This window comes from Acinetobacter sp. B-6, assembly GCF_056930735.1.
The window spans coordinates 208,499-230,307 of record NZ_JBXPBY010000001.1 but is presented as its reverse complement, the minus strand read 5'-3'; the positions used below and the strand labels follow the sequence as shown (position 1 = coordinate 230,307).

Below are 21,809 nucleotides of genomic sequence, written 5' to 3'. Positions count from 1 at the left end.
TACCGTAAGTGGTAGTTAATAAAAATATTTATAATCTCAACCCTTTAGAAATAAAATTCTAATTTTCATATCAAATAATATTAACTGAATAGTGCATAAGCATGATCAATTAGATATATATCACATGAAAGATGCTATTCTTTCATAATCACTGATCATTTTTCTAGACCTATTAAGCTTTAGTGTATTGCAAAAATGTAATTAAGAAATAAGTGCTATTGGCTTGATCTCTTTTTAAAATCAAACCAAATTGAATTCAATTTTTAAAGAAAAAAAATGACTGATAAAAAGATGGACACTTACTTTCGTCTCATTGCTACAGCTGAACAAGAGTTGATTGCAAACAATGGTCATATGAAAATTAGTGTGATTTGTTCTTTATCGTGATGATTTTATATATGATGTGGACACAAAAATTTATAGAGTCCATGATTTCAATTTGTATTTGCTTTAAGTTGGGATTATTCCAAGTCATGACTTGGAATAAATCGAAACCCATGTAATTGGTTCAACATAATCATTTTTTGATTTATGAAAGAGATTCACTATAAAAATTGCTTATACCGATAAATCTACACAGAGATATTTCATTTCGAGGTATTCATCAATCCCAAACTGAGAACCTTCACGTCCCAAACCTGATTGCTTAATCCCACCAAATGGTGCAACTTCATTTGAAATAAGACCCGTATTTATCCCGACCATACCGTACTCAAGTGCTTCACCCACACGCCATTGACGTGCAGTATTCTGCGTAAATAAGTAACTTGCTAATCCAAACTCAGTATCATTCGCCATCGCCACAGCTTGTTCTTCATGACTAAAGCGGAACAATGGCGCTAAAGGACCAAAGGTTTCCTCCTTTGCTACATCCATATCCTGAGTCACTTCAGTCAAAACGGTAGGTTCAAAAAAAGTTCCACCTATACTTGAACGTTGCCCACCCACTTTTATCTTGGCACCTTTACTGACTGCATCCTGAATATGAGATTGCACCTTAGCAACAGCTTTCTCATCAATCAATGGACCTTGGGATGAACCCTCAAGGCGACCATCACCAACTTTTAACTTTGCGACAGCTTCAGTTAATTTTTCAGCCAATTGATCATATATCCCATCTTGTACATAAATACGATTTGCGCACACACAAGTTTGACCACTATTACGAAATTTGCTCTGCATAATACCTTGAACAGCTTGTTCAAGATTTGCATCATCAAAAACCAGAACTGGGGCGTTGCCGCCTAATTCAAGGGACAGTTTTTTAATTGTTGGTGCGCATTGTTGCATTAAAATACGCCCCACTTGTGTCGAACCTGTAAAACTGAGTTTTTTTACAGTGGCACTTTCACACAGCATTTTACCAACTTCAATCGCATCACCACTGATATGAAGTAATACATCTTGTGGTAAACCTGCCTGAACTGCTAAAACTTCCAAAGCATAGGCAGTTAAAGGCGTTTGCTCAGCAGGCTTCACGATCATAGAGCAACCTGCGGCTAAAGCAGGAGCTGCTTTTCGTGTAATCATTGCTGCTGGAAAATTCCAAGGAGTTATTGCTACAGTCACACCAATAGCCTGTTTAATAACCAATAAACGTTGATGTGATTGCGTTGGTGTAAGCACATTACCGTCAATACGGCGCGCTTGCTCTGCAAACCATCGAATAAACGATGCTGCATAAGCAATTTCACCTCGTGCCTCTGCCAAAGGTTTGCCTTGTTCAGCAGTTAATATCTGCGCTAAATGCTCTTGATTCTCTATGATTAATTTATACCAATTCCAAAGTATATCCGCGCGCTGTAATGCTGTATGAGCTTTCCAAGTCGTTTGTGCTGTTTGTGAACGCGTAATAACGTCCTCTACAGCCTCACGATTGTAAGCTTTTACCCATGCTAATGATTGATGTGTTGCAGCATCTTTGACTTCGATATAACAGCCATCTTTAGGCATTTCGAAACAAACGTCTGAATGCTGTAATAAATATCTTAAGTGATTTTGAAGCATTTCAAGTCCTTTTGCTTATGATGCAATTAAGTTTGCAAATCCTTGTTTTAAAATATTCAATGCTTGGCTAAATTGTGTAGCAGGAATCGTTAATGGATATAAGAAACGAATCGCATTACCATGACGACCACAAGTCAAAATCAATAAACCATTTTCCATTGCATAACTTTGTATGATTTTAGCTTGTTCAGCTGTCTCTAATTCAACTGCAATCATGGATCCAAGTGCACGAATATCTGTAATCATGTGTGTTGTCGTTTTAATCGTATTTAGAAGTGCAACTAACTCTGCCCCTAATACATTTGCACGATTACACAAGTCTTCACTTTCAATCACATCTAGAACAGCAAGTGCTGCAGCGACACCTATTGGGCTTCCAGCATAAGTCCCACCTAGCCCCCCAGGATTTGGAGCGTCCATGACATCCGCTCGTCCTACAACACCAGAAATTGGAAAACCACCGCCCAAACTTTTTGCCATGGTGATTAAATCTGCTTTCGCTTCATAGTGGTTCATCGCAAATAATTTACCTGTACGCGCAAAACCAGACTGCACTTCATCAGCGATCAGTAAAATACCGTGTAGGTCACACAAGGAACGTAAACGCTTTAAAAATTCAGCAGGCACTACGTTAAAACCGCCTTCGCCTTGTACAGGCTCAAGTACGATCGCTGCAACATCATGTGCAACAATATCCTCTGCAAAAATATCTTCAATGCTTCGAATCGCATCATCTACCGTTATACCTTTCAACTCGGATGGATAACGTGCATGAAACACGCCTCCAGGCATTAAACCAAAGTCACTTTTATAAGGCGCGGTCTTACCTGTCATTGCCATGGTCATAAATGAACGACCATGAAAAGCATTGCTAAAAGTAATAATGCCATGACGCTGAGTGAATGAACGGGCGATTTTTATTGCATTCTCTACAGCTTCTGCCCCTGTTGAAAAGAATGCACATTTTGCCTTGCCATTAATTGGTGCACGTTCATTGATATGCTCAGCAAGAGAGACATAACTTTCATAAGGTACAACTTGATATGCGGTATGGGTGAATTTTGATAGTTGTTCAGTAACAGCACTAATAACTTTGGGATGGCGATGCCCTGTATTTAATACACCGATTCCACCAGCGAAATCAATAAATTGATTACCCTCCATGTCCCAGATCGTCGCATTTTCAGCTTTTTCAGCATACCATTGACACATCACACCAACACCTCGAGGTGTTGCTTGTTGTTTACGTGTATTTATTGAAATGTGCTTACTACTCATGTCATACCTCATTATTTTTCATTCATAAATGGTAAATCTTAGTATCTCAATCATATGGTTGATGAGATGCAGGTCATTGATCCAATTTTGCACTTTTAGCAATAAGAGACGAGAGCCACTTTGGGTGAGTTAAAGAGAACCAATTTATAATTTTTCAGAGATGTATAAAGTTTTAAAGTTAATCAATTGCGAAGCTCTGAACAAAAAGTATTTGTTTATAGATGTTTTTTTGTTGAGCTATTATGAATTAAGATAAGTATGAACAGTGAGACATTTAGATATTGAAAGCGCCTTCTCCCTAAAGGATTTAGGCAGAAGGATTATTTTTGTTGGCTTATATTAAGAATAAGTTTATAACTTTAAAATTAGAATTTATAGATAAACAATAAATTCAACAACTTACCATTCCCAGCAAAATCCCCTTTAGCCAAAGAATTCGCATCTCCCCCAATAAATACATCATTTTTGCCAATGATATATTCAGTAACTAACGAAAACTGATGAATATCCAATTGAGCCCCCAAAATAGTTCGGAAAGATGTCGCAAAACCTGATTGATCTTTATCAAACACTGCATAGCTGATATAGGGTGATAAATCATAGTCTTTATAAAAATCATCAATGTGATAATCAAAATTTGCGACATAATAATTAGCTTTGTTTGCCACATAATATTTTGATTCGAATGAACCTACTGTTGTATAGTTTGGTTCAACCAAAGATTCATTCTTGGCGCGATTCTGCCCAGCTGTCACTGTTAAATTTGCCTTTTGATAATTTAAATGACTAAAAACATTCCATGCATTTCGATGACCTGTTCGTCCATTGTTGTTTTCTAAATCGGAATACCAATAAGATCCTCCTACATTTAGTTTTATTGGAGAACTATCTAGTGGAATTTTTTGATTAACTCTAGCCACCCACATATTTTTTTCTTTAATCGTATCATCGAGACTTGGATTATCAGGCTTAACATAGTTTGCAGAATAGCGGGCAGCATCCCCAAGACCTCCATAACTTCCCCCATCTCGAGCAAAATAAGCCAAATCTAAGCGAGTATTTTGTCCAAGTTGTTGCTGCCAATTTATCCCTAGATTATGAGTGTCTTCTAGCCCTACATTATCCAGAGAACTACCATACCAACTGCTCGTCCAAAATCGACTAATACCAAAAGGCATGTCTTGTAGACCAACCGTGATTCGACTATCAGCAGTCAATTTATATCCTAAATTCGCGTTCACGAGTGTTGAAAAATCACACAAAGTATCTTCTTGATAACAACGATACTCCACATTTCCATAAAATTGTTTTGCATCATATTTCAAGTCAATTTTGGCTGCATTAAATTTTAATTTGTGGTCATTATCAGAATAATCTTTATCCTGATAATTCGCCCTCACCCATCCTGATACCGTAAGTTTACCTAAATTTGTATCTGCATTGCCCCATGACACGATTTCCGCTTTTGCTAGAGTTGGAATAGTGACTAATGCAGCACTGTTTACCAATACAAATAACTTTATAAAAAAATGTGGTGACGTCATAAAAGTTCCCTAATGAAAATATGTTTAAATCAAATTATTTATAAAATTAGAATTTCGAGTTTCAATCATTCTCAATAATCAAAATTGAATTTTATCCAACAGGAAAAATATCCTGCATTTTAGTGGGATCAATAAAATCTTGCCTTGAATAGACTTGCTGTTTGAGATCTTGCTTCAAAGCCTTCGCGATTAGCCGTTGCTTTAAAAAACATTGCGGTAAAGTGTTCATTATTTATTCCTATTTTTTATCTGCTGTTGCATTTCCTTGCCTCAGCAAAAGTGATTCATTTTGAGTAATGGACCTATAAATTGATTGCCCCATGTTTTTAATAACACAATCTGTGTTACTAAAAATTAAGCTCAGATTTTTTGCTTTTCTCAAAAAGTCTGTATATGCTCTGACATATAAAAAAATCATATTTGCCGTGATTGTTAAGAAAAACACGCAGAGCATTGACCTAATCTCATTATTTTGCATCGCTGATATTATGCTCGCGAGAGCCACTTTTTATTTTTGGGAGAGAGCCAATTTGCAAAGCTTACTTGGAGATTATTTACTACAACGCTTGCAGCAAGATGTTGAAGGAACACTACAATTGCGTGTTTTTCGCTGTTTGCGCAATGCCATTATTCAGGGTGTCCTTGCTCCCAAGACTCGCTTACCCGCTTCACGAGATCTTGCAAAAGAAATAAAAGTATCACGCAACACAGTGTTAAGTGCTTATGAACAATTAAGAGCACAAGGATATGTTGAAGCCCGCACAGGGCAAGGGACTTGGATTGCAGAAAAAATACCTGAATCCTTCTTGATCAAAGCAGAAAATAACATTTGCCTCACTGAAGAGAATAAACAAAACGAGTCCTATAACCTATCTCAAAGAGGTTCTTATCTGGTCGGTTATTCGGCAGCATCTCCTTATCAATGGGGGGCTTTTGTTCCAGGTGCACCCGACGTAACCGAATTCCCGCATCATATATTCAGTCGAATCCAGACCCGTTTAAGCCGTGAACCCAGTGTTAGTCAATTGATTTACAGTAATGAAGGCGGATCTATTGAATTACGTCAAGCACTTGCCGAATATCTTACGATTGCACGGTCTGTGCAGTGTGATGCAGATCAAATCATTATTACCGAAGGCACACATCAAGCCATCGATTTAGTTTCACGTACCTTAAGTGATTTAGGAGATGACGTCTGGATTGAAGACCCTGCCTATTGGGGAATTCGTAATATTTTACGCATCAATGGTGTTCACATACGTTCTTTACCTGTGGATCAATATGGCATTATTCCTGACCTTAATCCTAAAGAATCGCCAAAGTTAATCTTTGTCACGCCTTCGCATCAATATCCGTTAGGATCACACTTAAGTCTCGAAAGACGCAAGCAGCTCATCGCATTTGCTCGTCAGCACAAAAGTTGGATTATCGAAGATGATTATGACAGTGAATTCAGATTTTCAGGACAACCTTACCCCTCTTTACAAGGTCTAGAAGATGATTCTCCCGTCATTTATATGGGAACATTCAGTAAAACAATTTACCCTGCATTGCGTATAGGTTATCTGGTTGTCCCCAAAAAACTATTTTCACCTTTACGAGTGGCTGCCGCAGAATTGTATCGAGGAGGTCATTTACTAGATCAGACCATATTGGCTGAGTTTATTCGAGAGGGACATTATGAAGCACATATTCGCAGGATGCGCCTTCTATACAGTAAGCGCCATGCCTTCTTGGTTGACTTAATCCATAGGCATCTGGGACAAAATTTTCTTCACGAATACAATACAGCAGCGGGTTTGCACCTTATTTTAAAATTACCAAGTGACAGTAATGATGTATTGATTGCTGCAAATGCCTTAGAGAAAAGCGTAAAAGTTCGAGCCCTTTCTCAATATTACACCAAACAATATTCTACCCAGCACAAGGGGCTATTGCTTGGTTTTGCTTGTGTCAATGAACAAAAGATACTGATTGCTTTCGGTATCTTATTAGAATGTTTACGTGATGCAGGTATTCAAACTTTAAATTAAGAAATAATCGTAACTCAGTATTTTAATCATAATTCAGCTTTAAAAATCTCTTTATAAATTTTCTATTCATACGCTTCCTAATTAGTTTTTTCATACACTTTTCATTATTTAAATAAATTGGCTCCTTTAAATAAATAAAAAATGGCTCTAGTCACTTTATAACAAAAGAGAGAGATTACCAACACTATAGCTTAGGACAGCCCGATGGCAACAGTGTGATCACTCAAGCAAGCAGTCGTGTCATCACATTTTTTAAGCTGACTAAATTTCAAGTCGATACTTAAGAAATCAGTCATCGCTTCAATGGACAAATGGTTAAAGGATAGAGATAACCACTACAGCCATATAAAAGAATATTAAGGAAAATAATATGATAACAAATCAACCTAACTCAACAGATGATTCACCTGAAGGTCTAAAAAGTGGACTTAAACCACGTCATCTTACAATGATTTCAATTGCTGGAGTAATAGGCGCCGCTTTATTTATAGGCTCAGGAAGTGTGATTTACTCCACAGGACCCGCTGCGCTTATAGCCTACTCTTTAGGAGGGATTCTCGTTCTTTTGATTATGCGAATGTTAGGTGAAATGGCTGTACTCAACCCAGACAGTGGCTCATTTTCAACCTATGCAGACCGAGGAATTGGTCGTTGGGCAGGATTTTCTATCGGGTGGTTATATTGGTCATTTTGGACTTTATTAATGGGTTGGGAAGCATTTGTTGCGGGAAAGATCCTTAATAGTTGGTTTCCGTTTATTCCGATTTGGGGCTATATGTTACTGGTGACAATAAGCCTAGTATGGGTAAATTTACGCAATGTCAAAAACTATGGTGAGTTTGAATTTTGGTTTGCCATGATTAAAGTAGTTGCGATTGTCCTCTTCTTGGTGATCGGAAGTTTAGCGGTTTTACACCTTTGGCCTTGGGGTGATGCCTCTATGCTAGGTGGTGTTACTCACTTGACTTCTAATGAATTTATGCCAAATGGATTTTCAGCCGTGATCACGGCATTACTTGGTGTTATGTTTGCTTACATGGGTGCAGAAATTGTCACTGTTGCAGCTGCCGAGACAAATAACCCTGCGAAAGAAATTCGAAAAGCATCAAACTCAATTGTATGGCGAATCATATTATTCTACGTTGGTTCAATGTTCATTACTGTTTGTTTAATTCCTTACAATAACCCTTTACTCAAAGACCCGACTTGGGGAACATACAGTGTAACTTTAACTGCGCTTGGTATCCCAGAAGCTAGACATATTGTCAATTTTGTCGTTTTAACCTCTGTATGTAGTTGCTTTAACTCTGCGTTATACACCTGTTCACGGATGATGTATTCCCTTTCAAAACGTGGTGATGCGCCCAAAAGTTTCGCATTAACGAATCGCAATAATAGTCCTTGGATTGGGGTCATCTTTTCAAGTATATTTTCAATTATTGCTGCATATCTAACTGCAACAGAAAGTATGAATATTTATGACGTTCTTATGCTAGCAACAGGTACCGTTTCATTATATGTCTACCTCGTTATCGCGATTTCACAGTTAAAACTGCGTAAAAAACTTGAAGCTGAAGGAAAAGAAATTCCATTCAAAATGTGGTTGTTTCCTTGGCTAACCTATGTGGTGATCATTTTTATTGTTGTTGCTTTAATTACGATGGTAATTGAAGGAACTTATTTTAAAGAGGTTTCCTATACAACCCTTCTTGCGGTATTTATTGTTGCTCTTGGCATCTGTGCTCAAAAGTTTAATTGGGGTAAAGATTCTCTCAACAAAACGAAGCAAGACAAAATCAACTTAACTGATCATTCTTGATGAGCCAATTTAGCACAAAAACTCACAAGCCCTATCACCATTTTATTGCTAAAACCGCTTTAGATATGGCTTATGCATTTTGAAAATAGATAAAGTCTGTTGACACTTCACAGATGCTTGCGACAGCGAAGTGTCAATAGCCCCTAAGTCGAATTAAATTACATCGCAGTAACTCAAATACGCCTCATATATAGTGTGTTATTCAGATCGTAAGACTAATCATCATTTCATCAAAATAAATACACAACAAACATTTGTTCGTCATACAAGCCTAGACATTCTCTATGTATAGCTTGGGTACTTATTCTCCTTTCTTTCCAGAAATTATAAAGAAACCGATCTATTTAATCATTGACTCATCGCTATTCAACAGGACTGATCATTTTTCTAGACCTATTAAGCTTTAGTGTATTACAAAAATGTAATTAAGAAATAACTGCTATTGGCTTGATCTATTTCTAAAATCAAACTAAATTGAATTCAATTCAATTTTTAAAGAACAAAAAATGACTGATAAAAAGATGGACACTTACCTTCGTCTCATTGCTGCGGCAGAACAAGAGTTAATCGCAAACAATGGTCATATGGAAATTAGTGCGATTGCTAAACGAGCAAATAGCTCTGTAGGACTCACCTATCACCACTTTGGTTCCAAAACAGGTTTAATCGCTGCAGTTGTTGACCAATTTTATGAACCACTCAGAGAAATTGCTTTAGGTAACGGGATTTCAATAGACCTCGAGTGGCGTGAAAGAGAAAAGGCACGTACCAAAGCAATCATTGATTATTTTTATAGTCATCCTCTAGCGCCCTTGATTGCAGGTCGTCTTGCTCGTGAACCTGAAGTACTCGATATCGAACGTGCACATATCCAAGCTTTAATCGAACAAGGTGTTCGCAATATTGCTCAAGGGCAAAAGTTAGGACTAATTCCTCTTACACTTGATCCTGAAATCACAGTAGCCATGTTAATGGGTGGCTTACGCCTTGCCATAGATCAAGCTTTGCTTACAGAGCAAAAGCCATCGAATACAACATTGTTGGAACAGCTTTGGTTACTGATCAGCAATACTTTACAACTTGAACCTATCCCAACACCCCATACATCCAAAGTCGTTATGAATAAAAAACTGAACTAAATACTGAGCATCAATATTTTGTTTTAAGGAACATCAAAAAGGGAGTTTTGAAGGATGAAGCAATTCAATATTCATGAATATCAACAGCGTGATCAAGCACAAACATATCGTCAGTTACAGACAGGTTCGGAGCGAAATACAGCTGAAATTGATCAAGATTTCGAAAAATTGATGCGCGATGGCTATGTCATTATCAAAAATTTAATTTCTCAAGAAAGCTGCCAAGCAATTAAACAAGAAGCATATGCCTTGCTTGAGCGAAAAGGACGAAATTCATTCGAGGGACTGCAAACACAACGTGTATATAATGTCCTCGCTAAAACGCGCGTCACTGATCAACTTGCAGTACACCCACAAATTCTAGGTTTAATGGATCGTTTGTTTGAACCAGGCTTTCTACTTTCACAAAGCCAAATGATCAATATTCTTCCAGAAGAGTCAGCACAACATTTACATTATGATGATGCATTCTATCGCCTACCTCGCCCTAGAAAAGCACTCGGTGCAGCAACAATTTGGGCAATTGATGACTTTACTGAACACAATGGAGCGACAGTGGTTGTGCCGAAAAGTCATTGTTGGGGTGACGATCAAATTGCTCAAAGATCAGCAGCAATATCTGCTGTAATGCCAGCAGGCTCTGTATTGTTTTTTCTGGGTACAACATGGCATGGTGGAGGAGAAAATCAGACCAAAGCACCTCGCTTAGCGGTGACACATCAGTACTGTGAGGCTTATTTACGACAGCAAGAAAATTATTTGCTTGAGCTATCAAAAGAGACTGTAAAGTCGCTTTCACCTCCCCTTCAGGCACTGGTAGGATACTCCATCTATCCACCCTTTATGGGCATGGTCGATGGTATGCACCCACTTAGAACATTGAAATAATGGGTTTTAAGTTTTAAAATAACCAAATGAATGTCATCATTTGGTTATAGGGCTTCATGGGTTTACTTTTATAGTAGCTTTTATTATGAATTTTCCTTTTATCCTAAACATCTCTCATCGAGAGAAGTTACCTTCGATATTTATATCACTCAACACACAAATGTTTTGATCAAAGAAGTTAAATATAAAAATTAATTTCTCAAATCAACAGCATATGTGAGAGAACCATATAAAAAAGTAATACGCCTTCCCTCATAAGCAACATTTAAAACCTTATACTTAATCAGACCATCTACAGAGTAAATCTCAATTTGATGAATTTTATCACTTACCCAAGGATTTTTATTAAAATGATATCTTAATTGAACAGCCATCGTTTTTTCTATATTGTCTTTATGCCTAGCTCTTACTAAACGATTTATTTTGGTTTTCTTTTTCATTTTAATCCTCATAATTAATATTTGCAGTTGCCTGAGAAAGTAGTCGTTGAATGACCGATCTAGCTACAGAGTATTGTCGAGCTAAAGCATATACACTTTGCCCATTTTTAAATTTTTCTATAATTTCTTTTTTCTTCTTTTTAGTTAATATCTCGGGTCGACCTATTTTATTTATCTTTTTACGCCCGCCCATTTTTTCGAGTTTAACTTTTCGATCAAAATCAGAACACATTTTTAAAAAATGGAAGAATATTTTTTTAACATCTCCTTTTATTTCTTTTTTTGAAAACTCTAAACACACTAAACGTATCCCCTTTTTAAAAATAGTACTGACATTTGAATATATTTCTTTAAAATCACTTCCTAATGAATCTATTCCATCAATGATTAAAAGATCTCCACTTTCAAGTGTATAATTAATTAATATAATTAACTTTTGTCTAAATTTTAATGGTATCCCGATCTTCACCTGCTCAAAAATAAATCTATTTTTTGGAATTTCATAACCATACTTTTTAAGATAATCAACATAATTAAAATCCTCCTTTGAGACCTCTTCAGTTCTAAAATATGCATAAGCACGCACAATAGTTCCTCTTTAAACAACAATACCTACATCCAAAATTCAAGAAATATTTAGAACCATCTAATATTTAAAAACACATATGGAACATTTATTTATCAGCAAGACAATCTTAACTAAAAATAAGGGTTCATTATAAAACTGATAGATATATTGTTTAAAAATTTATTTTATTTATTAACTATTATATAATTTAATTACCAATCATACTTAGAGCAGCGCTTTAAATAAGAATTTAAATCTGCTCTAAGTATAATCATACAGATAATATGACTTATCTATTCATAAATTAATCTTGGGGTTTTCATCTTAAAATTCGACCTTAACAGTTAATTTATCGCTATACTTACCTGCAGGTAAGTTATCTGGATTGAAATCAAGAACTTTTGCAGTAAATGAATAACCTTGCTGCGTTAATGCATCATAATTACCAGCATTGGTTGTTGCATTGGCACTTGACCATCGTTCACTTCCCCAATTCCCCCATCGCTCAGTCGTTGAGTTTTTATAAATTTCATAAAGTAAATAATTATTTCCGCTATTTGACTTCATTGCACGCTGAAATCCATTTTGTAGATATAAACCATCATCCAAACTTACCATATAGGGTGTTTTTGCTGAGCAACGAATCCCCATAGAAGTCTGTACAGGTTCAAACTCATTGGCAAAAGCAGCAGTTCCAAAGTGAATATCATTGGTTGAAATTCGGCAATCAGGCAAAACTTTAATACTCAAATTCAATGTCGCATCACGCCCCGATCCCCAATTCATTCCAACACCCAATACACCACGATAAAAACCAGGGCTTTCTTCAAAGAAACCTATCCCAGCCACAGCAACGAAAGGTACGGAATAATACCATTTTACTTTGAAAGGCGTATTGGCTCTATATGTTCCAGGAGGTATAGATTGTCCAGAAGATATTTTCGCATAAAATGGTAAAGCACCATCCACTGTAGAAAAAATATTGAGCAATGAAAAAGTACTCAGATCTCGTTCTGCACCAATCACAATCGGATTGTTATTAATATCCAAATAATTAACTATTAAATTTTCACCCGTTTGGTCATTAATAAAATTGGTCGGCATTTCACTCACCATATATTTTAAATAAGTTCTATTCGCTGCTGCTAAGCTAAAACCTACACATGATAAGCCTGCACTAAATTGATTGGATTGTGTTCCATTTTCCAACAAACTGATCGATGAGATGGTCCCCATACTGGTATTTCCACTGGAATTAACTGAACAAATCGCTTGGCTTTGACTAGAAATAAGCATTAAACCTGTCAGCACAATACCCGTCGGTATCAAGGTTTTTAAATTCAAGGTTTTTATATTAAAAATCATGGTTGTACAACCTCACGGCAAACAACAGGCTTAACAACAGCAATTTGCTGTTGCGCTTGTTTGAGATCCAATAAAAAGTCTGCTTTGCATAGCTTTTTATCTGATAACTGAATACTGATGCTATTTTCAGCCTTTAAATTTTCAAGATATGCAATTCCGTCCATGCCTACATAGCTAGAATCATGATCAGCACGATGAACCACAGCACCGACAGCAATCGGTTGTCCGTTTTCCTGAACGAGATAAACGTTCGCGGCATAGGATTGCTTGATTGGGAATTTGACCACAACACCAGAACCCAGTTTTGCAGCAATTCGTTTTTCTACTTGAGTGGCATTAAAGTTTGAGGCTAAATTAATTGGATTAATACTATATTTGGCAGCGTAATAAGGCGTGACCGATGGTACAAAAATGTAGCCTTTAGAATTACTTTTTCCAATCAGATTATTTTCATAATGTACAGGGACATCGGCGGTCTTATTGGTATCGATCAATGCAAAAGACTGTCCAAGTCGATTTGAAGCAAATATATCTCCAGACATTAAAATGACTGAACCTGACAGACCTAACCAGTAGTTATAATTTTTATCCCCTGACATACCTACATCAGTATTCACATATCGGTTACGATAACTTACACGTGCCTGATTAAAGTCATCGCTATTCTCATTATAACGTCGACTTACATCAAACCCAAAGCCGCCACCCGTTGGAATATTCTGGTTAAAATTAACATAACCATAGTCTCCCTTTGACTGTCTGCTATAACCTAAATTTGTTGAGGTATTGCGTTTTGCTAAAGGAACAGACAGTTGAAATGCAACACTCCAATCTTTTTCAACAAAATCGCGATTGGCACTCAACGAAACGGTCGCACCACGCATATAAGGTGGCAAAATAGGTGCCCATGACAGATTCATCAACTTGTTTTCAATATCATTGGTTTTGGAGCGAATATAAGCAACACCAAAACTACCTGAATTTTCAGTTGCAAAATAGGTATTCGCTACCCAATTTTTGGTACTATTTGCAGAAATCAAATTGCTGTATTGAAGCTTAGAAAGATCAGTATATTCTTTGTCACGCTGTGAATGATTTAAACCAAAACCAAAACGTTTCTGATTGTAGCTATAACCCAATGTATATTGATTTCCATTGAGATTTTTATTTTCAAAATGGTTTAATTCACGGTCAGCCCAACTCTGAGAAACAGAGCTGCTCAACACCCCAAAATGCTTAAGTTTCATGACTGAACCAACGCCAGCCAATCGAATAGCATTTGAAAGTTCTACACGTCCCTCAGTGGTTAACCAGTCATTTACACCGTAACGTGCATCGGCTGAACCTGCAAATTTGCCATATTCAAAGTTCTTAATTCCATAATCTTCTCTTACCTGCCCCATAGATAATGAATAGTCCAATAGACCAGGTTTAAGTAAGGTATTTGAAACATAAAATGGAACTGCAGTAGACACCTGACGCCCTACACTGTCAGTCGTCACAATCACAGCTTCGCCTTTACCATTGATAAAAGGCATATTATTTAAAATAAAAGGACCTGATTGTATTTCAGTAGAGCTGGTTTTTTGCCCATTAATCAATAAATCAACTGTACTCGGTAATGCTGCTTCTCCTTTAAACTGCGGTAAAGGATAAGTAATCAAATCTGGTCGTGTACCAAAATTACGCTGAATTTGTAAACCGCCTAAGCGAACAGAACTCCCCCAAGCGTTTTTATTGCCAGTCGTGACATCGCCTGCTAAATAGGACAATACCGTGGTTGGATCATCATATTGCCAAGTCGTATCATAACGTCGATAGCCATCATTGTTGAGTTTCGAGTCATTTACAATAGATTTTAAATCTGTTTTCTGATAAATACCTGTATTTTTCAGTACACCATAAGGAGAGAAAAAACGCTGTTCAGTAAATAGTGATGTACTATTTCCCCCCTTCTCAGGACGATAACTATAAAAATCGTAGTTATTCAGTAAACCTGTTCCAGACTCTGCTGTTTGTGCCTTAAACCAAGAATCCTGTCCTCGCATTTGCACAGGCATCCAACTGGCAGGTATATCCACACTAAAATACTGTTTTGCTGAATTGTAATCATATTTCAGTTCAGGGATTTGGTTTAAAGCAACCCAGTCTGATGCCTTCCCTGAAAACCCTAATGTAAAAATCTCTAAATCAGTCAGTATTGTTTCAGGCTGGCTGTCTATATTTTGAAGTGGGATTTTGATTTCCAATTCATCTAATTTAGAGTGTTGAATAAAATAATAATCGCCCTTAACAATCACAGGAACGACCTGTTGAGTTGCATGCTGATTGACGATTAAGTCTAAATAAAGTTTAAATAACCCATTTACTTCAGAAACATCTTTCGGTGCTGGCGGTAAACTATTTGCATATACATGCGTTGTAAATGCAGGAAGATTAGACATCAAAATAAGTGCGAGACTTCTGCATAAAAAAGAAGGTGGATTTGAGTCGGAGATATAGCGCATTACTGCCCTCCTTCTTTTTTCATTTCAATGAGAGCTTGTTTAGTACCTGAAGTATCTACACCATACAAAGTATTCTGCTGATTCAAACGCGTAAATACTGACTGATCCAACTCAAATTTCATCGTACTGTTTGCCAGGATATATCCAAAGGCTGCTTTCCCGAGTACGATTTGCTCTGAATTGGGACTCAACTGAATACCCGAAAGCCGAGAGAATTTCATTCCTTTATTTTGAATATAAAGCTCTGGTACACCTTGTGGGTTGTTTTTAATCCACCAGCTCAATATCGGCTTTGCCAATGTATTTTTGGCATTTATTTTTTGTGAGCTTTCACTCAAACCACTCCCCAATCCATTTCCATAAGCAAAAAGCGGAATTGAATAACGCATCTGAAAACTTACAGTGGATGTATTCTGATCTGAATTTGAATCTAAGTTAATGGGCAATTCATCAACAACGATTCGATAAGCATCTTCTTTTCCAGCACCTGTGTTGATCGCTCTCGTCAATCGCAACATATGTTTCTCACCCGCCTTTATTTTAGCAACAGGCGGGCTGGGAATGATTTCAGTTTGCTCTTGGTAGGAATCTTGTTGATTTGTTTGATCCCATTTAAAAACTCGAACCTGTACCATCGCATCAGATTTTCCAGTATTTTCTAACCATACTGCTGATGCTTTTTCGTTTGCTTCAATTTTTGGATAAATGGGCCAAATCAAAAAAGTCGCTTGGGCAAATACTGATGAAGCCATTATCGACACAAATACAGCAGATAATGTTCTGCCTGACCATAATTTCATTTTATATACGTTCATATCATCACCAGGTAATCGTTATTGCGACCATATCTTTATAAAGTCCAGCCGATCGTGGTTGATTGTTGTTATCTAAATCTGTAAAAGCATACACAGAAAAATTCAATAACGGATCTGAAACAGTGGTTGGGGTAAGTGTGTAGGCATTTCCACTTACATACTCACTCAGCAAATTAATATCTCGATATAGTTGATAAGATATAAACTCATTTTCTTGAGCATGTTTCATCCGTCGGGAGGAATTTGAAAAGTAATCTCCGCTATTCAACATGATCTTTACAGGCAATTGCTCAGTACAACGAATATTCCAACTTTGTGCAGTATTCGACCCACCCCACAAAAGTTTGTCCTGCGACACCACAGGATGACGACCAAAATCAATTAACTGTTCAACTTTGCTCAACTCACACCCTTTATCTATGGTCGCTTGAACCTGAAATGTGGCTGTAGTTTGTGAGTAAGCACCCGCTGCATTCAACATTAGTAGAATACTCAAAGCTATTTTTTTCATGATTTTTCTTTAAAATTCAATAGTAATTGGAATCGTATCGGTATAATGACCCAGAGAAACTGGCTGCCCGTTATTGACAGTCTGCCCAATTAAATCAAGTGTCTGTGGTTGACCATTGTTATTCAAAGTAATGAATTGATTTGGTCTAAGCACATCTCTATTACTTCCATATAAAATATTGTAAGCAAGATAATCGGTGCCATTACTCATTGCGCGGAAGTAATTTGTACGAAAAGACAATGGCACTTGCCCATCATTTTGACCATTTCCGAAAGTGATTTTGATTGGCGAATTATTCAAACATTGAATCGTTAGACCTGAACCAGAAGCATTGGTTAAGCCAGTCTCAATAACATGATTAAATGAAGCCATTGTTTCGCCAAAATCCAATTGACCTAGATTTAACCCACTTGCCCCACTACTCACAGTTTGGTTATTGACCTGACAGGAAGATTCAAGCTCTATCTGCAATTTGAGCTTAGCGCCCAATTGCCCTGCATGTACAAATGTTGCAATAAAACCACAAGTTAGAAATCCCACGCATTGTTTAAAAAATAAATGCATACGCTCCTCCTATAGGCAGATTTGCTACGCATAACAAATCTGCTCATTGTTACGTATACAGATTAGAAATTAACAGTCACTAATAAAGTATCTTCATAGTCACCTTGTGCTTTTGCAGTACCGCTATTCGCAGCAATTGCACCAAAAATTGGCACCTGTTCAGCTGCGCCAGAAGCAGCGGTAAAATTTTGTGGTGTATTGATTGCATAGGCTGTTGTACGTGCAGCATCACGGTATACGTTATAGCTTACTGTGTCCGCGCTTGCTGTGTTCTTAAGACTACGGTCAGCACGTTGCCCACCATCGATTGCTACAGTAAAGTTAACAGGTGTCGTACTGTCGCATTTTACATTGAGATGACTCCCTGTCGCTGAAGCTGCAACTTGCGCAGTCAGGATGTTGTCCCAATTGCCCGATGTTTTTCCAAAATCCAATGTACCAAACTGGTTAATATTACCTGCCACTGAAGAGCCTTCTACAGCACAACCTGTTGAAACATTGAGTTTTACATCTACCTGACCAGTTACAGCAGCCTGTGCAGTTGCGATATACCCTGTGCCCAACAGTAAAGAAAGTGTTAATTTTTTAAGAATATTCATACTAAATCCCATGATATGTATTATTTGTTAACTGCGACACATTAAATGTGAATGCGAACAAATCATTACATGCGACTCAATACCACTCAATAAACACCCAAAAGAATAGAAAAAAAATGCAAAACAAACTATTGATTTTTATACAAAAATTTAAAAAATCATATGTACTAAATTACACAATAGTTTAAAACATATGAATAAAACATATTTCAATCAGAATTTTAGTAAAAAAATTAAAAATTATTATCTAATATCAATAAATTAAATATAACAAAAAATACAGCTCCCTATATTCTTTTTTTATAGTTAGCTTAAAAATAAGACTTCATCGAATGATGATCAAGAGTTGTATTGATTCAGCGACTTCAATGATCAAAGAATGAGCAACATGCTAGGTATTAGATTTTTGCGAAAATAGTCTAAAGAAGTGATTTTCAATGCTGGAAAATATTTTAATCAAGCCATATCAAACATCACACAAATTAAACTCATCATCACTATTCTTGAAAACTCGCATCATATAAATAAAGTGTTTTCAATGCCTGCTATTTTGTCCAAAATTTCGCTTAATTTGTGTAGACGGTGCTCTACTTTTCTTGGGAGAAAAGTAGCAAAAGCCCTTTGTTGGTCGAAGGTAGATACTTATCACTCTTGAGTAAGGGCAGTATCTATACCACCAAACGCGATAGCAATTTCAAATAAAATAGGCAAAAGGAAAAGCAAAATTAATTTACATTTTGAATTCTATATAAAATTTTTGCTGGAATAAAATTCAGTTGAATTAGCATGAGTTTAACTTAATTCGATGAATCATATAATTTGTTATAAAAAATCAAGATTTAAATGTATTTGATTTAAATCTTGATTTCTTTAAAGTTAACTTATTTTTTTCAGATTAAGCAGCTAAATGACCTTCAAATCTCAAATCAGCTGTTGTACTTAAAATTGCTTTGCGTAAAGTTCTAACCATGAAGTCTACATGTTGTTTATTGAGGATTAATGGTGGAGACATGATGTTCATATGTCCGACAGGACGAATAATTAAACCCTCTTTCTGACAGTATTCAGCGATTCGAGCACCGACATTGACAGAACTCGGGAAAAGCGTTTTGGTTTTTTTATCGGCTAAATTTTCAATACACATCATAAATTTCTTACCGCGTACCTCTCCAACGATGTCTAAATCAACCAGCGTTTTTAATTGATCTTCAAAGTATTGTCCGACATCTTGAACATGTTCAAGCAAATTTTCACGTTCAATAATTTCGATATTCTTTAAAGCAGCTGCACAGGAAACGGGATGCCCCGAATAGGTAAAACCATGGGTAAATAGTGCCCCATCTGCTTGAGGTTGATTGATGACCTCATAAATCTCATCAGAAATAATTGTTGCCCCCAAAGGTAAGTAACCAGAAGATAAACCTTTGGCACAGGTAATAATATCTGGAACAATCCCGAATTCAGATTCCGAAGCAAAGAAATACCCAATACGCCCAAATGCAGTCACCACTTCATCTGATACATATAAAACTCCATATTTACGGCAAATTTCTAAAGTTTTTTTATGGTAACCCTCAGGTGGCACAATCACTCCGCCAGCCCCCATAATCGGTTCGGCAAAAAATGCAGCGACATTTTCTGGACCCAGTTCCAAAATTTTATTTTCGAGCTCCTGTACCTTTTCATTGCAAAATTCGTCAAGACTCTGACCTTCTGCTCTGCGGTATGGATTTGGACATGAAATATGGTGTACCAATTCACGGTCAATATCAAAACCAATATGATCAAACTCAACACCTGTGAGTGACATACTGATATAGGTACTACCGTGATAACCATCTTTTCGAGAAATTAACTTTTTCTTGGTCGGTTTTCCCAACTGATTAAAATAAAAGTGAATCACACGTACTGCTGTATCATTAGCAACTGAACCCCCGCAACCAAACAGCACATGATTTAAATTTCCTGGTGCCAATTCTGCTATTTTTGCCGACAATTGTGCAGCAGGAATCGAAGTATGATGCCCAAATGCAGAATAATAAGGGATTTGCATCACCTGTTCTGAAATGGCATCAGCGATTTCTTTGCGTCCATAGCCAACATTGACACACCATAGACCACCGATTCCATCTAGATATTTATTTCCCTCTGCATCAAAAACATAACATCCTTCGCTATGTGCAAGAATCATTGCACCTTCATCTTTAAAAGTCGCAAAGTCAGTCCAAGGATGAATATGGTGTTCTTTGTCTTTCTTCCAAATTTCAGTAATTTGTGTTGTTGATAACTGTTTCATGTGATAACTCCTTGTTAAAATTCAAATTTCATTTCATCAAGCTTTCGATTGATTGAGGATGAAAGAGTTGTTGCTTCATTGCCAATTTGATCCAAAGAATGCTGATGATGGTGGTCAGTCCAATGACAACCCCCACCCAAGTAAATATTTTGACTCTCAAATCAGGCGTAGGAACGGCATAGAAAATCGTTAAGACCATCCCAACAATGCCGATGATTTGTAGGAATGGATAAAATGGTGCTTTATAAGGTCGAGACATTTTGGGATAACGTTGACGCAAAACCATGACATTGATATGTGCAATGATGTAAGCGATCAACCAAGAGATACATGCCGCTGTTAACAGAACTTTAATGACTTCGGTTTCACGCTGCGATAACAACATTGGAATCATGATGATGACCGCAACGAAAAGCACACCCACCCATGGCACATTATTTTTCTGATTGACTTGAGCAAATATGGACAAAACTTGTTTATTCAGCGCCATTCCCTGCAACATCCGTGGTAAGGCAGCTAAGGTCGCATTTAGAGTACTTAAGGTTGCAAATAATGCACCAACAGCAATAAACAACAATCCTGTCGGACCAAAGACCGCTGTTGCATATTCAATATGTGGAGTCAAAGAATTGACCAGATGATCTTGAGGTAAAAAGAATAGCGCTCCCAAACCATATAATGAAATCGTGATAAATATCGTGCTAAGCCCGATATACATCGCTCGGGGAATATTTTTACTGGCATTTTTTGATTCCTCGATCATCGGGACCACAAACTCTACCCCGACAAATCCCCAAAATGCTAAAGCAACAAGTGCGACAGTATTGCTATCAAATTTTATGTGGTGATCCACGACTTGAGTATGTGGATAATACCAACCGGTAATTGCAAAAATTCCCAGCAAAAGTAGTAAAACAACCATGACAAAAGCCACGATATTTTGAACTTTTGAAAAAATATCAATTTTCAGCAGATTTAAACCGACTGAAATAAATAAAATAATGAAACCAATGCCAAAATAAGGTACATCTAGTTTAAATATCTTTCTAATGACATCATCAATTAAAATCAATTCTGCTGAAACAGCAAACATCGCAACCAAAATATAACCGCAAAATACTGAAAGCATCGCGGGCAAATGCCCAGTTGCTACTAGGCTATAATCACTGATACTGCCACTCTTAGGAACGAGAAGCGCTAACTCTGCAAATGAAGTTGCATAGCTGATCGCTAGAAAAAAACCGATAATCAGTGGGATAAAAAAACTGATCCCACTTAAACCAAAGCCTTGCAAAATAATCACCATCACCCCTTGCGAAAGTACCAAGCCGACGGCAATGGCGATTAAATTAAACAAGGTTAGTTTTTTCTCACTCACTGTTTTCGCATGATGAATAAAACTGCGTCCATGCTTATTATTTTGTCCTGTCATCTGC

The 21,809-nt window shown here is 36.9% G+C and carries 18 protein-coding genes; 4 read left to right on the top strand and 14 right to left on the bottom strand.

Annotated elements, in window-relative coordinates; translation table 11 throughout:
* Positions 1-558: 558 nt before the first annotated feature.
* The 4 genes from AC1Z3T_RS01035 to AC1Z3T_RS01020 form a co-directional block, all read right to left on the bottom strand.
* The gene (locus AC1Z3T_RS01035) at positions 559-2,007 is read right to left on the bottom strand and encodes an NAD-dependent succinate-semialdehyde dehydrogenase (protein WP_100885597.1); all 1,449 of its coding nucleotides are present in this window, start codon (positions 2,005-2,007) and stop codon (positions 559-561) included.
* 15 nt (positions 2,008-2,022) lie between these two features.
* A complete protein-coding gene (gene gabT / locus AC1Z3T_RS01030; RefSeq protein ID WP_100885598.1) occupies positions 2,023-3,285 on the bottom strand; it encodes a 4-aminobutyrate--2-oxoglutarate transaminase in 1,263 nt (420 codons plus the stop codon).
* 365 nt (positions 3,286-3,650) lie between these two features.
* Positions 3,651-4,829 (bottom strand): hypothetical protein, encoded by a 1,179-nt coding sequence (locus AC1Z3T_RS01025; protein WP_100885599.1) that lies wholly within the window; start codon positions 4,827-4,829, stop codon positions 3,651-3,653.
* A 91-nt stretch (positions 4,830-4,920) separates the two neighbouring features.
* On the bottom strand, positions 4,921-5,058 hold the full coding sequence (locus AC1Z3T_RS01020) for a hypothetical protein (protein ID WP_167387362.1): 138 nt from the start codon (positions 5,056-5,058) through the stop codon (positions 4,921-4,923).
* Positions 5,059-5,359: 301 nt separating this feature from the next.
* On the opposite strand from AC1Z3T_RS01020, the gene pdxR reads away from it, so the two are divergent.
* The 4 genes from pdxR to AC1Z3T_RS01000 all read left to right on the top strand — a co-directional run bounded on the left by pdxR (position 5,360) and on the right by AC1Z3T_RS01000 (position 10,708).
* Positions 5,360-6,862: a MocR-like pyridoxine biosynthesis transcription factor PdxR gene (gene pdxR / locus AC1Z3T_RS01015; protein WP_100886311.1), complete on the top strand. Its 1,503-nt coding sequence runs from the start codon at positions 5,360-5,362 to the stop codon at positions 6,860-6,862.
* Positions 6,863-7,232: 370 nt separating this feature from the next.
* Positions 7,233-8,681, top strand: a complete 1,449-nt coding sequence (locus tag AC1Z3T_RS01010) for an amino acid permease (RefSeq protein ID WP_100885600.1) — start codon at positions 7,233-7,235, stop codon at positions 8,679-8,681.
* Between the two features lie 506 nt (positions 8,682-9,187).
* On the top strand, positions 9,188-9,820 hold the full coding sequence (locus AC1Z3T_RS01005; RefSeq protein WP_004829051.1) for a TetR/AcrR family transcriptional regulator: 633 nt from the start codon (positions 9,188-9,190) through the stop codon (positions 9,818-9,820).
* A gap of 54 nt (positions 9,821-9,874) precedes the next feature.
* Positions 9,875-10,708: a phytanoyl-CoA dioxygenase family protein gene (locus AC1Z3T_RS01000; RefSeq protein WP_100885601.1), complete on the top strand. Its 834-nt coding sequence runs from the start codon at positions 9,875-9,877 to the stop codon at positions 10,706-10,708.
* A 191-nt stretch (positions 10,709-10,899) separates the two neighbouring features.
* Here AC1Z3T_RS01000 and AC1Z3T_RS00995 read toward each other — a convergent pair whose 3' ends face one another.
* The 10 genes from AC1Z3T_RS00995 to AC1Z3T_RS00950 all read right to left on the bottom strand — a co-directional run bounded on the left by AC1Z3T_RS00995 (position 10,900) and on the right by AC1Z3T_RS00950 (position 21,805).
* Positions 10,900-11,148: a hypothetical protein gene (locus tag AC1Z3T_RS00995; RefSeq protein WP_004829055.1), complete on the bottom strand. Its 249-nt coding sequence runs from the start codon at positions 11,146-11,148 to the stop codon at positions 10,900-10,902.
* 1 nt (position 11,149) lies between these two features.
* Positions 11,150-11,734, bottom strand: a complete 585-nt coding sequence (locus AC1Z3T_RS00990; RefSeq protein WP_005032583.1) for a recombinase family protein — start codon at positions 11,732-11,734, stop codon at positions 11,150-11,152.
* Positions 11,735-12,040: 306 nt separating this feature from the next.
* Complete coding sequence (locus tag AC1Z3T_RS00985) at positions 12,041-13,081, bottom strand: Csu type fimbrial protein (RefSeq protein WP_004829061.1); 1,041 nt, start codon at positions 13,079-13,081, stop codon at positions 12,041-12,043.
* Positions 13,078-15,588 (bottom strand): fimbria/pilus outer membrane usher protein, encoded by a 2,511-nt coding sequence (locus tag AC1Z3T_RS00980; RefSeq protein ID WP_004829062.1) that lies wholly within the window; start codon positions 15,586-15,588, stop codon positions 13,078-13,080. Before AC1Z3T_RS00980 ends, AC1Z3T_RS00985 begins: the two co-directional genes overlap by 4 nt.
* The gene (locus AC1Z3T_RS00975; RefSeq protein ID WP_004829065.1) at positions 15,588-16,403 is read right to left on the bottom strand and encodes a fimbrial biogenesis chaperone; all 816 of its coding nucleotides are present in this window, start codon (positions 16,401-16,403) and stop codon (positions 15,588-15,590) included. The genes AC1Z3T_RS00980 and AC1Z3T_RS00975 overlap by 1 nt, the downstream gene beginning before the upstream one ends.
* Before the next feature lie 4 nt (positions 16,404-16,407).
* On the bottom strand, positions 16,408-16,914 hold the full coding sequence (locus tag AC1Z3T_RS00970) for a Csu type fimbrial protein (protein ID WP_026040330.1): 507 nt from the start codon (positions 16,912-16,914) through the stop codon (positions 16,408-16,410).
* A 9-nt stretch (positions 16,915-16,923) separates the two neighbouring features.
* Positions 16,924-17,478 (bottom strand): spore coat protein U domain-containing protein, encoded by a 555-nt coding sequence (locus tag AC1Z3T_RS00965; protein ID WP_004829068.1) that lies wholly within the window; start codon positions 17,476-17,478, stop codon positions 16,924-16,926.
* A 62-nt stretch (positions 17,479-17,540) separates the two neighbouring features.
* Positions 17,541-18,077 (bottom strand): Csu type fimbrial protein, encoded by a 537-nt coding sequence (locus AC1Z3T_RS00960; RefSeq protein ID WP_100885603.1) that lies wholly within the window; start codon positions 18,075-18,077, stop codon positions 17,541-17,543.
* A gap of 895 nt (positions 18,078-18,972) precedes the next feature.
* Positions 18,973-20,373: an aminotransferase gene (locus tag AC1Z3T_RS00955; protein WP_046761529.1), complete on the bottom strand. Its 1,401-nt coding sequence runs from the start codon at positions 20,371-20,373 to the stop codon at positions 18,973-18,975.
* 28 nt (positions 20,374-20,401) lie between these two features.
* A complete protein-coding gene (locus AC1Z3T_RS00950) occupies positions 20,402-21,805 on the bottom strand; it encodes an APC family permease (RefSeq protein ID WP_100885604.1) in 1,404 nt (467 codons plus the stop codon).
* Between the last annotated feature and the right edge of the window lie 4 nt (positions 21,806-21,809).